This is a genomic window from Ruegeria sp. P8 (assembly GCF_056534665.1).
The window spans coordinates 46,225-60,741 of record NZ_JBQERC010000003.1 but is presented as its reverse complement, the minus strand read 5'-3'; the positions used below and the strand labels follow the sequence as shown (position 1 = coordinate 60,741).

Below are 14,517 nucleotides of genomic sequence, written 5' to 3'. Positions count from 1 at the left end.
CTCTAAGTGAGCCCGTCCGCAAGGGCACAAACACAAACGGAGGCAAATATGTCGACTGCAAGTACATACGAACGCGAGATGCTGGCGCTGATAAACCAAGAGCGCACATCCCGCGGTCTCAACCCGCTGCAACTTGAAACGCAGCTGAACGACTCGTCCGAAGATCACAGCACCTGGATGCTGAATACAGACACCTTCAGCCACACCGGTTCAGGCGGTTCCAGCGCAACCCAGCGGATGCAAAACGCGGGGTTCGATCTTGAAGGAAGCTGGCGCACCGGGGAAAACATCGCATGGCAGTCCGAACGCGGCGCGCCGGGTATCAGCGACGATGTCGCCCAGTTGCATCAAAACCTGATGAACAGTCCGGGGCACCGCGCCAATATCCTGAACCCGGATTTCAAGTATGTCGGGATCGGGATCGAAACCGGTGACATGCAGGGCTTCGATGCGGTGATGGTTACGCAAAACTTTGCCGCAACCGACGCGGCTGTCATGCTGGACAACGGCAATACAAACGCCCCGCCCGTTCCTCCGACAACACCGGACGAGGTTGCCGAGCCCGAGGAACCAGAAACCGAAACCCCGGATACTGACGTCACCGAGACCGAAGAGCCCGGGACTGAGACCCCAGAAACCGGGGAACCGATACCCGAGACACCGGACACCGATGTCACAGAGACGGAAGAGCCGGACCCAGAAACGCCCGATACCGACGTCACTGAGACCGAAGACCCGGAACCTGAAACCCCCGGCACTGAGGACCCAACACCCGAGACACCGGACACTGACGTCACCGAGACGGAAGAACCGGAACCTGAAGCGCCGGATACTGACGTCACCGAAACCGAGGACCCGCAACCTGAAACGCCCGATACCGAAGTCGTCGATGATAGTGAGCCGGAAGCCTTCTGCTTCGATGTTCAGGCCTTCCTGGATGAAATCGCCAGCTTCCTTGAAAACCTGCAAGCTCAGTTTGACGAGTTTGACTGGCGCGACGACATGAATGGCGGCACTGATGTGGCAGGCAATAATGACGACGTCGATATCATGCCAGCCATAGATACCACTCCGGAGACCGAGGTTGAGCCTGTCGACACCCAAACAGCCGAAGACGATGGCTGCGATGTCTTCATGATCAATATCTTCACCCATGACTGCATGATGGATGCAGCCTGATCACTTGAAATTGTGCGAGGTCGGCCCTGCCGGCCTCGCATGCGTTGCTCAGTAAATCTTTGGGACGTAAAGCTCGTCTGGCAATACCCGCCGCTCGTATTCAGGATTGTACCGCCGGTCAGGCAAATTGACCTTTTCCTGTGGCACGTCTTCGTAGGGGATTCTTGTCAACAGATGCTCGATACAATTCAGACGTTCGCGTTTCTTGTCATTGCCCTCAACGATATACCACGGTGCTTCTGGTATGTTGGTTCGAAACAACATGTCTTCCTTGGCCTTCGTGTACGCCTCCCAGCGAATGCGGGATTCAAGATCCATCGGTGACAGTTTCCACTGTTTCATCGGATCGTGAATACGCATGAGGAACCGCAGTTGTTGCTCTTCATCCGTGATCGAGAACCAGTATTTCAGCAGAATGATCCCTGACCGCACCAGCATCCGTTCAAATTCGGGAACGTCCTGAAAGAACTGTTCAACCTGATCCTCGGACGCAAAGCCCATCACTCGCTCAACCCCCGCCCTGTTGTACCACGAGCGGTCGAACAAGACGATTTCACCCGCAGCAGGCAGATGCGGCACGTAGCGTTGAAAATACCATTGGCTCTGCTCGCGGCGACTGGGGGCTGGCAGAGCGACCACACGGGCGACACGGGGGTTCAGGCGCTGCGTGATCCGTTTGATCACGCCCCCCTTGCCCGCACTATCACGGCCTTCAAACAGGATACAAACCTTGGCGCCAGTGTGCTGAACCCAATCCTGCACCTTGATCAACTCGGCCTGCAACCGCAGCAGGTTTCGGAAATAGACTTTGCGATCCAGCATTTCGGGGTGCTGGTCCCGATAGATTTTGCGGACTTCCATCGACAGCATAGGCTCGCTGAACTCGATTTCGAAGTCTTCATCCAGCGTGTCTTCCAATTCGGCCTCAAGCCAGTTCTTGGTGCCCCCATCGTTCTCGTAAGCCAAGATCAGCTCCTTCTCAGTCATCGGGTTCGAACCATATCGGGCCTGTGTAACCGCCTGATGTCATCAGATAAATCGAAGCCGATCCGTTGCAGCAGTCTATATCGGAAATCAGGGTCTGGACGGGTATATGGTCTTTTACCCGAATTTGTACGTCTGGCCCAAAGGATACAAGCACAAGAATTGACACGAGGCGCCAATCACGCGCTTTCAGGTTGCTTGCATTGCCTTGTTTTTGTGCGGCATGACTGGGTCCACAATTCAGACGAGAACGCCGTGACGTATTTCTTTTCGACATTGCCGGTCACTTGGCCCTGGCTGATCTTGATCACAGCGCAAGTCGCGGCGATGGGGCGACGAACCGGACTTGCGTATGCCCTGCTGGTTCTGTTCGTCAGTGTCGCCTCGGTTACCGGACTGATGTCACCGACAGCAATCGTGGCGGTGGCGCTTGGTCTGATCGTGGCCTTCTTCCTCCCTCGCCAGACAGGTCTGCTGGCTATTGCGGGGCATACGCTGTTGATCCTGTGGTGCCTGGCATTGGGGGCACATCTGTTGCCAGGATTCAACAATTTGAAACTGCTAGATCAGGTGCAGGCAAGTGCCTCGAGCACAAGTTTCACACTGCACCTGAATCTGGACAAACCCATGGTCTTCTTTGCCGTTCTTTTAGCTTGGCCCGGAATGCTGAACAGCGCAATCCAGACCAGAATAAGACCTTTGCTAGCGGGTTTTCTGATTCTGCCCGGCCTGTTTCTGCTGGGTCTATCGCTGGGCGCCGTGCGCGTGGATCTCTCAGCCCCTTATTGGTGGCTGGTATTTTGCCTGTCCAACCTGTTTCTGACTTGTCTTACGGAAGAGGCGTTCTTTCGCGGCTACTTGCAGTCGGCCATTACCTTGCGCCTTGGGGCAACAGGCGGTCTGGTCGCTGCCAGCCTGCTCTTTGGATTGGCGCATATCGGCGGAGGACCCGCGCTTGTGGTATTCGCATCCCTTCTCGGGCTGGGGTGCGGGTTGGGGTTTTATGCAACCGGTCGGCTTTGGGTGCCTGTTGCGATGCATTTCGGGTTCAATCTGACCCACCTGCTGCTGTTCACTTATCCCGGCCCGTTATGACGATCAGACCGGCAAGGCCGTGGTCTTGAACACGGTACGCAGCGCAAATGAACTTTGCATCTGCGCCACCCCAGGCAAGCGCGACAGGTATTGCCGGTGGATACGCGCGAAATCTTCTGTGTTTTCCGCCACGACCTTCAGAATGTAGTCCGCGGTTCCGGCCATCAGATGACACTCCAGCACATCTGGTATTCGGGCCACCGCCTTTTCGAACACATCCAGAACCTCTTCGGCCTGGCCTTGTAGCGTGATCTCGACAAAGACGGTGGTAGGCACGTTCATTTTCCGCGCATCCAGCAGAGCCACATAGTTGCGGATATAGCCGTCAACCTCCAACCGTTGAACGCGGCGGTGGCACGCAGATGGAGACAGGTTGACCTGTTCAGACAGTTCCGAATTCGACATCCGGCCATTCTTCTGAAGTGCGGCCAGAATCTTTCGATCAGTCGTGTCCAGGCTCATTCCTGCAATTCCTTTGCGAGTTTTTTGAATAGTACGGGAAATTCTTCCAAAGAAAAGTCTACTGACACGTTTTCTTTCACAGAAATTGCGCCACGAAATGCACATAATTTAAGCAGCTTATGAACGGAGAGCCCAATGAAAATCGGTTGCCCCAAGGAAATCAAACCTCAGGAATTCCGCGTCGGGATGACGCCCAATGCCGCTCAGGAAGCGGTCGCTCGCGGACACCAAGTCCTGATCGAGTCCGGCGCGGGCATCGGCGCAGGTTTCGACAATGACGCCTATGTCGCCGCAGGCGCGCAAATTATCGACACCGCGGAAGAGGTGTTTGCCACCGCCGACATGATCGTCAAGGTCAAGGAACCGCAGGCCGTGGAGCGCAAGATGCTGCGTGAAGACCAGCTGCTGTTCACCTATCTGCACCTGGCTCCGGATCCGGATCAGACACATGACCTGCTGGAATCGGGTTGTACCGCAATTGCCTACGAAACCGTAACAGATGCCAACGGCGGTCTGCCGCTGCTGGCACCAATGTCCGAGGTCGCCGGTCGTCTGGCCCCTCAAGTCGGATCCTGGACCCTGCAGAAGGCCAATGGTGGCCGTGGGGTTCTGATGGGTGGCGTTCCCGGCGTCGGCCCGGCCAAAGTTGTTGTGATTGGCGGCGGTGTCGTCGGGACACACGCGGCCAAGATTGCCGCCGGAATGGGAGCTGATGTTACCGTTCTGGATCGGTCGCTGCCGCGCCTTCGCTATCTGGACGATGTCTTTGGCGGAACTTTCAAGAATCAGTATTCGACAGCAGGCGCGACCGCTGAACTGATCCAGGACGCCGATATGGTCATCGGTGCTGTTCTGATCCCCGGCGCAGCCGCACCGAAACTGGTGTCGCGCGCTCAACTGTCGACGATGAAACCCGGCGCAGTACTGGTGGATGTCGCCATCGACCAAGGCGGGTGCTTTGAAACGTCAAAAGCCACCACCCATGCCGATCCGATCTACGATGTCGATGGCATTATGCATTACTGCGTTGCCAACATGCCGGGCGCTGTTGCGCGCACCTCGACCATAGCACTGGGCAATGCCACGATGCCGTTCATGCTGTCGCTGGCCGACAAGGGATGGAAACAGGCATGTCAGGACGATCCGCACCTGCTGGAAGGTCTGAACGTTCATGCTGGTAAACTGACCTACTATGCCGTTGGCAAGGCCCTTGGCATCGACGTCGTTTCGCCAAACGTTGTGGTCAAATCGTAAGCGCCTCCACTCCTGAAGTTGCCTGTTGACGGCAATTCTCAGGGTGGCGCGGTCGGTATCGAACCGACGACTTTCACAAAAAAGGGCACCGCGTTTCTGCGCGGTGCCCTTCTCAATACGCGGAAAGGATGAATGCTCGCCCAAACAATGGGCGCCAGCTGTCATCCCTGTTTCTGAATTTCGACCGAATGCGGATACGGAATCGAAACACCTTTGGCGTCAAACGCCTCTTTAACCGCCTTCGTAAGCTCGAACTTGACGTCCCAGTAATCGGCTGCGGCACACCATAGCCGCGCAGTCAGATCGACCGAACTGTCACCCAGATTCGTGACCCGAACCCAGGGTTCAGGGTCGCTGTGAATGCGCTGGTCGGCCTTGGCCACATCCAGAATGATCTGCATGGCGGTATCTGCGCTGTCCCCATAATCAATTCCAAAAACCAGATCGACACGTCGTGTGTCATGGGCTGAATAATTGGTGATGATCGACCCCCATGCCTGACCGTTTGGAACAATGATCTGCACGTTGTCGGGGGTCACAAGCTCGGTCGTGAACAGGCTCAGGTCCATAACGGTTCCTGCCGTGCCACCGATATCCACATACTGTCCCAGCTTGTAGGGCCGGAAAACCACCAACATTACACCGGCCGCAAGATCACTCAGCGTACCCTGCAGTGCCAACCCGACAGCCAGAGAGGCAGCACCCAGAATGGCGACGATACTGGTGGCTTCTATCCCGAAGATCCCCAGAACGGCGACCAGAACAATTGCCAAAATCGCCCACTTGATCACGCTGGCGGCAAAATTCCCAAGAGTCGGGTCGATCTGCGGTGTTTTGTTGATCCGGCGGCGTACAACACCCGCGATCGTTCGGGCGGCGATCCAGCCCAGAACAAGAACGATCAGTGCCTTCGCTGCATTCAAGGCAATGGGCAAGTATTGATTGGCCATACCAATCGCCTGCTCAGCCAAGTCGGCGGTTTGTTCCATCTCGAATTTCCTCGTGTTTTCTGTTCGTCAATTCCAATAAAACAAGCTCCGCGATTGGTGCGGAGCCCGATGTCATAACAGAACTACTGGTCTATTTCTTCAAAGCGTCCCGGATTTCCATCAGGATGTCCAGTTCGCTGGGACCTGCGGGCGCCTCTTCAGCCGCTTCTTCCTCTGCTTCGGCAGCGTCTTTGACCTTGTTCACCATTTTTACCAGCATGAAGACGACCCAGGCGATGATCAGGAAATTGATAATAGCCATTATGAAAGCACCATAGGCAAAGACGGATGCGCCTGCTTCACGTGCCGCTTCAAGGCTGGCACCTTCGGCCACGTCACCTGCCAGAACGGCGTAGTTGTTCGTAAAGTCGATACCCCCTGTGAACAATCCAATAAGCGGATTGATCAGATCGCCCACCAATGAGGTAACAATTGCAGTAAATGCGGCACCGATAATGATACCGACCGCCATGTCCATGACATTGCCCTTGGCAATGAAAGTCTTGAATTCTTCCAGCATAGCATCCCTCTTGTTTTTTTAGACCACGCCTCTGTTCACGCATGAGCGCATAGGAATTGTGCGTTAAACGCATGAAGAAGGGTATGTTTTTTAGGGGAAAGCCACCCTATTTTTCCCCAAACGGCATTACTCAGGGGGTTTCATGTCTCAACTTGCACCTTTTTTCGTAACCGACAGATGGCCTGCGAAGAATCCCAGCATCCTTCAACTCTACTCCTATCCAACACCAAACGGCGTTAAAGCCTCGATCATGCTTGAGGAAACCGGCCTGCCCTATGAGGCGCATCTGGTGACACTGGCAGATGCTGATGTTAAAAGCTCCGAGTTCCTGTCGCTTAACCCGAACAACAAGATCCCGGCGATAATCGACCCCGACGGCCCGGATGGTGTGCCGCTGGCCCTGTTCGAAAGCGGTGCCATCCTTCTGTATCTGGCCGAAAAAACAGGTAAGTTCCTGGGTCAAAGCGCAGCGGACAAGCACCGGATCACCCAATGGCTGATGTTTCAGATGGGAGGCATCGGGCCAATGTTTGGCCAGCTCGGGTTTTTCTACAAGTTCGCTGGCAGCGAGATAGAAGATCCGCGCCCGCGCGAGCGTTACATCAACGAAGCCAAGCGCCTGCTGAACGTAGTGAACACGCAACTGGAAGGACAGGACTGGATCGCAGGCGAGTATTCCATCGCGGATATCGCGCTTGCTCCGTGGCTGAATGCGCTGGATTTCTATGGCGCGAAGGATGTGGTTGATTGGGACGGCTATTCCAATGTCGTCGCTTATGTTGATCGTTTCTTCCAACGCCCAGCGGTTCAGCGCGGCAAAGCCATACCGGCACGAGACTGATAACAGTTAAAAGAAATGGGGCGCCAAACCGGCGCCCCTTTCATCGATCAGCCGGGCAGAGCACCAGTCAGCACGTAACGCAGAATTTCGACCACCTGAGCAGGTTCTTCCGCAACGGCCAGTGCGGCGGCATCAACTTCTTTCAGCGCGTGCTGATGATCCGGGCCGTGCAGAACGATGATAGACTTGCCCAGTGCTGCAGCATAACCCGCATCAAAGGCGGCGTTCCACTGTTTGTACTTGTCACCAAACCTGACGACGACAACATCCGCATCCGCAATCCCCTTGCGGGTCCGGATCGCATTGACCATCGCACCCTTGTGGTCGTGCCAATACTTGTTCGGCTCGGCCCCCAGAATGGCTACACCACAATCATCACTGGCCGCGTGATCGGTCACAGGGCCGTTGAAGGTCACGTCCAACCCTTGCGCCCCATCGATGATCTGTTCACGCCAGTCGGTGTGGATTTCTCCGGAAAGATATACGTTCAGGCCCATGGCAAACTCCGCTGTTGTTCCCGACCAATTTAAGGGTCCCACACCCAAAGCCCAACGCGGATTCCGGAAAAACCTTACATTTTACGAGCCACTAGGAATCGGCGGGCGTCACGTAAGGGGAAACTGTCGCTCTCGATGATGCTGAACCCGGCGCGTTCAAGGGCCGCATCAAGATCCGCCTCAGGCAGGAATCGCACAAACGGAGCCTTACCAAAGAACTGCATGATCGGCAGCGCGAGACGAACAGCGTAATACTTCAGGCTCGCCCCGCTGGACGGCCGGCAAAAGGTTTTCGAAATAAACAGTCCGCCGGGTCTAAGGACCGAGTGTACTCGGCTCAATGTCAGATCCAGATCTTCGACCAGATGCAAAAGGTTGAATGCCAGCGCCGCATCAAATGAACCCTGAGGCGGTTGATTTGCATCAGCCTCGGCAAAGGTGACGTTTTCGATGCTTTGCGAAGCGGCGTTTCGACGTCCAACGGCCAACATACCGGGGGACACGTCGGTTGCAGTGATAGATCCTACATATCCGGAAAGCTTCAGAGCAGTCATGCCCGTGCCGCACCCAAGTTCCAGAACATCATCGGTTTTCTTCAGGTAAGACGCTGTCCGTTCCAGCGTTTGCTCGTACGAAGCCATGTCTTTGATAGGCGAGCGGGCATATTTCTCGGCCACTCCATCCCAAAATTTCGCGGTCGTGGTCATAGAGGAGTCTCCTTTCGGCGAGAAATTATTCATGCGCAGACCGAATATAAATTGCCGAAATTTGCAGGTTTACTATACATTTTTGTATGAATGATTTTGGCGATTTTGATTGGAACCACATCCGGGCCTTTCTGGCGACGGCTGAAACCGGGTCATTTTCCGCAGCGGCACGGCAGCTACGGCAAACCCAGCCTACGCTTAGTCGCCAGATAGCAGCGCTTGAACAGGACTTGGGCGTGATGCTGTTTGAACGGGTTGGCAGAACTCTTGAGATCACTCAGGCTGGATTGGAGCTGCTGGATCATACTCGCAAAATGGGGGACGCCGCCAACCGCATCGCGCTGACGGCATCCGGACAGGCACAATCCATTGAAGGCCGGGTTCGCATCACTGCCAGTGACGTGATGTCGGCCTATGTCTTGCCCGACCTGCTGCGCGAAATCCGGACGCAAGCCCCGCGCCTGCGGATTGACGTGATTGCCTCAAACGATATTCAGGATCTTATGCGGCGCGAGGCAGATATCGCGATCCGCCATGTCCGTCCTGATCAACCCGACCTAATCGCGAAACAGGTACAGGAGGCGTCGGGGCATTTCTATGCAACCACAGAATATCTCAACCGTGCGGGACGCCCGAAATCAAAGCAGGACCTTTCACGGCATGAGTTCATCAGCTTCGGCGACGACAATCAGATGATCGCCTATCTGAAACCGCTTGGCATTCACCTGACCAACGAGAATTTCCGGCTTGGGTCTCAGAACGGAATAGTGGCTTGGGAATATGCCAAACAAGGCTTTGGCATAGCGCCCATGTCGCAGACCGTCGGTGATGCGGCACCAGGTATGGAGCGTGTGTGCCCCGGGATGGAGGCTATCACATTTCCGATCTGGTTGACCACGCATCGCGAGTTGCACACCAGCCGCCGCATCCGGCTGGTCTATGACTTACTGACCAAGTTCCTGTCCAAATAAAAAACGCGCCCGAAGGCGCGCTTTCCATTGGAGCCTCAGAGCTCTAACCGCGAAGGACCCCACCCGTCGCCTTGGCAACCTTGGCAATGATCTTCTCGGCTACGGCTTCGATGTCCTTTTCTTTCAGCGTCGCCTCAGTCGGTTGCAGGCGCACGGTAATGGCAAGAGACTTCTTGCCTTCGCCAAGGCTGCCGCCGATGAATTCGTCAAAGACACGCACGCCCTCAATCAGTGCCTTGTCGGCACCTGCGGCTGCGTTTACCAACGTCAGCGCTTCGACATCGGCATCGACAACAAAGGCAAAATCACGCTCGACCGCCTGCAAGTCGCGCAGTTCCAGCGCAGCGCGGGTGGCCCCGGATTTGCGGGGCAAAGGCACTTCGTCCGGCCAGATGGTAAACGCCATTGCCGGACCTTTTATGTCCATCGCCTGCAGAATGCGCGGGTGCAACTCTCCGAAGACAGCCAGTACTTTTTTCGGACCCAGACAGATCTTGCCATGACGACCCGGATGCCACCATGGATCGCCGTCGCGCAGAATCTGAACCTTTTCGGGCGCGCCAACGGCGGCCAGAACAGCCTCGACATCTGCCTTGGCGTCGAACACGTCCACTGGGCGCGCAGCACCGTGCACATCCTTGGGGCCGGAACGTCCTACCAGCAGGCCGGTGATCTGGGTTTTCTGATCACCCGGCTCGCCATTGTGAAAGACCGGACCGACCTCGAACAGGGCGACATCCGCGAATCCGCGCGCCTGATTGCGGGCGGCAGCCTGCAACAGGCCGGGCAGCAGATCGGGGCGCATATGGCTCATCTCGGATGAGATCGGGTTTTCCAGCATGGTCGTAGTATCGCCACCACCGAACAAAGCCGCCGAAGCCTGATCAATGAACGTATAACTGACGCATTCGTTATAACCCAGCGCCGCGCAGGTACGGCGCGCCATGGACTGACGGCGCTGCGCCGGGGTCATCACCGGTTTCGGTATCCCCTCGGTCACGCGCGGCAACGGCCGGCCTTGCAGCTTGGTCAAGGAAGCAATCCGCGCGACCTCTTCCACCAGATCAGCCTCGCCCAGGATATCCGGGCGCCAGCTGGGGACATGGGCCATCTCGCCTTCCAGACGAAAGCCCAGACGGGTCAGGGTCTGTCGCTGTTCGCTTTCGGGAATATCCATCCCGACCAGAGACTGCACCCTTTCCGCATTCAGCTTGTAGGCGCGCGCATGGTTCGGCGCTTTGCCAGCCTCAACCACGTTGGAGGCTTCTCCGCCGCAGATATCCAGAATCATCTGGGTCGCGTGTTCCAGCCCCTCGCGGGTGTATTCCGGGTCAACACCGCGCTCGAACCGATAGCGCGCGTCGGAATTGATCTTGAGCGCACGGCCTGTGAGCGCAATTTGCACATGATCCCAGAACGCGCTTTCGAGGAAAACGTTTACCGTTTCCTCGGTACATCCGGTTTCCTCACCGCCCATGATGCCCGCAATCGATTCCGGGCCCTTGTCATCCGAAATCACCATCATTCCGGGTTGCAGCGTGTATTCTTTTTCATCCAGTGCGACCAGCGTCTCGCCGCCTTTGGCGCGGTGCACCCGCAGGTTGCCCTGCACCTTGTCGGCGTCGAACACGTGCAACGGGCGGTTGTGATCGTAGGTCATGTAATTGGTGATATCCACCAGCGCCGAGATCGGACGCAGACCTATGGCCTTCAACTGATCCTGCAGCCATTGCGGGCTGGGGCCATTCTTCACGCCACGGATCAAACGGCCGGTGAAATGCGGCGCTCCGTCCAGCGTGTCCTCGTCGATCGTCACCTTGATCGGGCACTCGAAATCACCCGGAACAGGCGTATAATCACGCTGCTTCAACGTGCCAATTCCACGCGCGGCCAGATCGCGCGCAATCCCTTCAACCCCCAACGCATCCGGGCGGTTCGGAGTGATCGCGATTTCGATCATCGGATCGACTTTGGACGGGTCGTTTTCTGCAAGCCAGTCCACGAATGTATCACCCACTTCGCCCGAAGGCAGTTCGATGATGCCATCATGTTCATCCGACAGCTCCAGCTCACGCTCGGACGCCATCATGCCAAAGCTCTCGATACCGCGGATCTTGCCGACGCTGATCGTCAGGTCCAGACCGGGGATATACATGCCCGGTTTGCAGACCACGACGGTGATCCCTTCACGCGCATTGGGCGCACCGCAAATAATCTGTAGCTCGCCCTCGTCCGTATCGACCTTGCAAACGCGCAGCTTGTCTGCGTCGGGGTGTTTTTCGGCGTGTTTCACATAGCCCAGCGTAAAGCCTGCCAGCCGTTCGGCCGGGTTCACGATCTCTTCGACCTCAAGCCCGAGATCGGTCAGCGCCTCGGCGATTTCATCAACCGAAGCATCAGTGTCGAGGTGGTCTTTCAGCCAGGACAGAGTGAATTTCATTGCACGGGGCCTTTTTTGGCAAACATCCAGTCGGCACAGGCAATGGCAAAGAATGCGCCGGGGTGCAAGCTCTGCGCGTCACGGATACGTGGGGGTGCGGCCCAAAAGCTCATCCAGCTGCCATCCGATCCAGCCATGGGGGATGAAATGCCCGCCGGGATGCGTGTCCAGCACCACCTGCCCCTGCGTGCAATCGGTCCATTCCACTCGGCTAAGGGTCAGGAACGGTTCCACACTCCAATCACCCCGCGGGGTGGCTGCATCGCAGCCGTATTTCTCACGCCACAGCGCCACCGGATACGTTGTATCGCCACCCGGACCAAACGGGAAATCCATCACAGTGTCATCTGTCCCATGGACATGCCGCACTTCTCGCGGGGCTTGCGGGCAGTTTTCGGTCTGGCGGAGTGTTCCGGCCACACCCAGCAGTGCTGCAATATCATCGCCGGTTTCACAGACAAAGCGCCACGCCATCGCGCTGCCATAGGAATAGCCTGATACATAGATGCGGGTCGCGTCGATCGGATAGCGCCGGGAGACATCCTCAAGCACCCGGTCGGCAAAAGGCACATCATCCGAGCTTGCGGACCAGAAATCCCAGCTTTTGCCCAAACCGTTCGGGGCCACCAGCAGCACACCCCGACGTTTCGTGGCCCCGGCAATCCGTTCGTGGTTCACCACCACGGTTCCTTGCCGCGCCCAACCATGGAAATGCAGCAGCACCGGCAGAGGTGTTTCACCATCCCAGCCATCAGGTTCAAGAACGTGATACGAGCGGTCACCGAGATCACAGGCAATAACGCCGTGGCATTCGGTTTTCCAGGGACCCATGGCAAAGGCGGGCGCGGTCATCAGCAGAAGAAGGCAGAGCAATCGACGGATCATGCGCCCGACCCTAACGGGGCATTCCGCCCTGTCACTTAACATATCGGTGTGGTCCGAACGCAGGCCGGGCTTCAGCCCGGCACCCACCAACCGCACATGGCGGGCTGAAGCCCGCCCTAACTCAGGTCAAAGCATCAAGCCGCGCTATGGCCAGACCGCATGATGGCGATAGCGCGGCCTATGGGCCTTTGCTCCGAGCGAGCTTCATAGTGATAGAGGCCGTTAACCCCACCCCATCACTTTCGAGAGCGCAGTTATCGCCAAAGATGAGCCTATGCCTTTAACTATTTCGTAGGCTTCTTTTGGCGCAGCCTCTCGTAGCTTCTTCCAAGTCTCAGGTTTTTCAATTGCTTCCACGGCATCATGCCCAAGCGGCGTAAGTCGATATCCGTGCTGGCCTTTCTTGACGACCAGACCTTCATCCATCAAAAGATCAAGATGGTGGTCGAGTTTGAGTTCATCGTCGCTAGGATTCAATACCAACTCGTGCAGGATAATCCCCGTTCGGCTGGATTGCATTTCCAGCAGCATTTCTCTGGCGTAGTCGCGGTCTCGCTTCACCGAGACAAACCACCATGCAGGTTCGGCATATCCAGCGCTGCAAACCCGTAATGCCGAAGCCAGCGTAGGTCAGAATCAAAGAACGCCCGCAGGTCCGGAATACCGTATTTCAGCATCGCCAGACGGTCGATCCCGATGCCAAACGCAAAGCCCTGATAAACCTCGGGATCAATTCCACCGGCAGCGATCACCTTGGGGTGGACCATGCCGGATCCCAGAATCTCCATCCAGTCGTCGCCCTCGCCGATCTTCAGCTGGCCGTTATCCCACGAACAGCGGATATCAACCTCGGCTGATGGCTCGGTGAAGGGGAAGTGCGAGGCGCGGAAGCGCAGTTCGACATCGTCGACCTCGAAGAATGCTTTCACGAACTCTTCCAGAACCCATTTCAGGTTCGCCATCGAGATATCCTTGTCGATGGCCAGCCCCTCGACCTGATGGAACATCGGCGTGTGGGTCTGGTCGTAATCGGCGCGGTAGACGCCACCCGGACAGATCACGCGGATCGGCGCGCCCTGTTTCTCCATCGACCGGATCTGTACCGGAGACGTATGTGTGCGCAGCACGTGCGGCGGGCGATTGTCGCCTTCGGCGCGGTGCATATAGAACGTGTCCATCTCGGCCCGCGCGGGGTGGTGACCGGGGATGTTCAGCGCGTCGAAATTGTACCAGTCGTCTTCAACACGCGGCCCTTCGGCCACCGAGAAGCCCAGTTCAGCAAAGATCGCAGTTAGTTCCTCGGTCGCCTGGCTGATCGGGTGGATTGATCCCTGACGGCGCGGGCGGGTCGGCAGGGTGACGTCCAGCCATTCGGTTCGCAGGCGCTCATCCAGTGCGGCATCGGCTAGCGCGGCTTTCTTGGCGGACAGCGCCGAGTTGATCTCGTCCTTCAGGGCATTCAGCGCCGGGCCTGCGACCTGACGTTCCTCGGGCGTCATCTTGCCCAGCTCACGCATCTTCAGCGCGACCTCGCCTTTTTTGCCAACAGCCGCGACGCGGATCGCCTCAAGCGCGTTTTCGTCGCCTGCTTCGGCGATTTGGCCCAGATATTTTGCCTTAAGATCGTCCATGACGGCCCTCTGAATTTGGTCGAGAACCTGCTATCGGCCCCGCCCCGCGATTGCAAGCGGGA

The 14,517-nt window shown here is 56.9% G+C and carries 15 protein-coding genes; 5 read left to right on the top strand and 10 right to left on the bottom strand.

Going from position 1 to position 14,517, the window contains the following annotated elements:
• The first annotated feature begins 48 nt into the window (after positions 1 to 48).
• Positions 49 to 1,179, top strand: coding sequence for a CAP domain-containing protein (locus ACR0BZ_RS06590; RefSeq protein ID WP_480919792.1), 1,131 nt, complete (start codon positions 49 to 51; stop codon positions 1,177 to 1,179).
• Positions 1,180 to 1,227: 48 nt separating this feature from the next.
• On the opposite strand, the gene ppk2 is transcribed toward ACR0BZ_RS06590, so the two are convergent.
• Positions 1,228 to 2,166, bottom strand: a complete 939-nt coding sequence (ppk2, locus tag ACR0BZ_RS06585) for a polyphosphate kinase 2 (RefSeq protein ID WP_267365547.1) — start codon at positions 2,164 to 2,166, stop codon at positions 1,228 to 1,230.
• Between the two features lie 252 nt (positions 2,167 to 2,418).
• On the opposite strand from ppk2, the gene ACR0BZ_RS06580 reads away from it, so the two are divergent.
• Complete coding sequence (locus ACR0BZ_RS06580) at positions 2,419 to 3,258, top strand: CPBP family intramembrane glutamic endopeptidase (RefSeq protein WP_480919791.1); 840 nt, start codon at positions 2,419 to 2,421, stop codon at positions 3,256 to 3,258.
• A 3-nt stretch (positions 3,259 to 3,261) separates the two neighbouring features.
• Here ACR0BZ_RS06580 and ACR0BZ_RS06575 read toward each other — a convergent pair whose 3' ends face one another.
• On the bottom strand, positions 3,262 to 3,720 hold the full coding sequence (locus ACR0BZ_RS06575) for an Lrp/AsnC family transcriptional regulator (protein ID WP_209506641.1): 459 nt from the start codon (positions 3,718 to 3,720) through the stop codon (positions 3,262 to 3,264).
• 135 nt (positions 3,721 to 3,855) lie between these two features.
• Here ACR0BZ_RS06575 and ald point away from each other — a divergent pair, with 135 nt between their 5' ends.
• Positions 3,856 to 4,974, top strand: a complete 1,119-nt coding sequence (gene ald, locus ACR0BZ_RS06570; RefSeq protein WP_267366958.1) for an alanine dehydrogenase — start codon at positions 3,856 to 3,858, stop codon at positions 4,972 to 4,974.
• Between the two features lie 161 nt (positions 4,975 to 5,135).
• Here ald and ACR0BZ_RS06565 read toward each other — a convergent pair whose 3' ends face one another.
• Both ACR0BZ_RS06565 and mscL read right to left on the bottom strand, forming a co-directional pair.
• Positions 5,136 to 5,924 (bottom strand): mechanosensitive ion channel family protein, encoded by a 789-nt coding sequence (locus ACR0BZ_RS06565; RefSeq protein ID WP_480506817.1) that lies wholly within the window; start codon positions 5,922 to 5,924, stop codon positions 5,136 to 5,138.
• 130 nt (positions 5,925 to 6,054) lie between these two features.
• Complete coding sequence (gene mscL, locus ACR0BZ_RS06560; RefSeq protein ID WP_209598698.1) at positions 6,055 to 6,483, bottom strand: large conductance mechanosensitive channel protein MscL; 429 nt, start codon at positions 6,481 to 6,483, stop codon at positions 6,055 to 6,057.
• A 142-nt stretch (positions 6,484 to 6,625) separates the two neighbouring features.
• Here mscL and ACR0BZ_RS06555 point away from each other — a divergent pair, with 142 nt between their 5' ends.
• Positions 6,626 to 7,324 (top strand): glutathione S-transferase N-terminal domain-containing protein, encoded by a 699-nt coding sequence (locus ACR0BZ_RS06555; RefSeq protein WP_480506659.1) that lies wholly within the window; start codon positions 6,626 to 6,628, stop codon positions 7,322 to 7,324.
• Between the two features lie 47 nt (positions 7,325 to 7,371).
• Here ACR0BZ_RS06555 and ACR0BZ_RS06550 read toward each other — a convergent pair whose 3' ends face one another.
• Together ACR0BZ_RS06550 and ACR0BZ_RS06545 are read right to left on the bottom strand one after the other, a co-directional pair.
• Positions 7,372 to 7,821, bottom strand: coding sequence for a YtoQ family protein (locus tag ACR0BZ_RS06550; RefSeq protein WP_209506645.1), 450 nt, complete (start codon positions 7,819 to 7,821; stop codon positions 7,372 to 7,374).
• Positions 7,822 to 7,895: 74 nt separating this feature from the next.
• Positions 7,896 to 8,528, bottom strand: coding sequence for a methyltransferase domain-containing protein (locus ACR0BZ_RS06545; RefSeq protein WP_480506657.1), 633 nt, complete (start codon positions 8,526 to 8,528; stop codon positions 7,896 to 7,898).
• A gap of 86 nt (positions 8,529 to 8,614) precedes the next feature.
• On the opposite strand from ACR0BZ_RS06545, the gene ACR0BZ_RS06540 reads away from it, so the two are divergent.
• Positions 8,615 to 9,499 (top strand): LysR family transcriptional regulator, encoded by an 885-nt coding sequence (locus ACR0BZ_RS06540; protein WP_480919790.1) that lies wholly within the window; start codon positions 8,615 to 8,617, stop codon positions 9,497 to 9,499.
• A gap of 43 nt (positions 9,500 to 9,542) precedes the next feature.
• Here ACR0BZ_RS06540 and pheT read toward each other — a convergent pair whose 3' ends face one another.
• The 4 genes from pheT to pheS form a co-directional block, all read right to left on the bottom strand.
• Positions 9,543 to 11,939 (bottom strand): phenylalanine--tRNA ligase subunit beta, encoded by a 2,397-nt coding sequence (gene pheT, locus ACR0BZ_RS06535; RefSeq protein WP_480919789.1) that lies wholly within the window; start codon positions 11,937 to 11,939, stop codon positions 9,543 to 9,545.
• A 78-nt stretch (positions 11,940 to 12,017) separates the two neighbouring features.
• Positions 12,018 to 12,824, bottom strand: coding sequence for a CE1 family esterase (locus ACR0BZ_RS06530; RefSeq protein ID WP_480919788.1), 807 nt, complete (start codon positions 12,822 to 12,824; stop codon positions 12,018 to 12,020).
• A gap of 222 nt (positions 12,825 to 13,046) precedes the next feature.
• Positions 13,047 to 13,385, bottom strand: a complete 339-nt coding sequence (locus ACR0BZ_RS06525) for a DUF2513 domain-containing protein (RefSeq protein ID WP_480919787.1) — start codon at positions 13,383 to 13,385, stop codon at positions 13,047 to 13,049.
• Entirely contained in the window at positions 13,382 to 14,455 is a 1,074-nt protein-coding gene (gene pheS, locus ACR0BZ_RS06520; protein WP_480919786.1) for a phenylalanine--tRNA ligase subunit alpha, read from the bottom strand. Before pheS ends, ACR0BZ_RS06525 begins: the two co-directional genes overlap by 4 nt.
• Positions 14,456 to 14,517 lie beyond the last annotated feature (62 nt).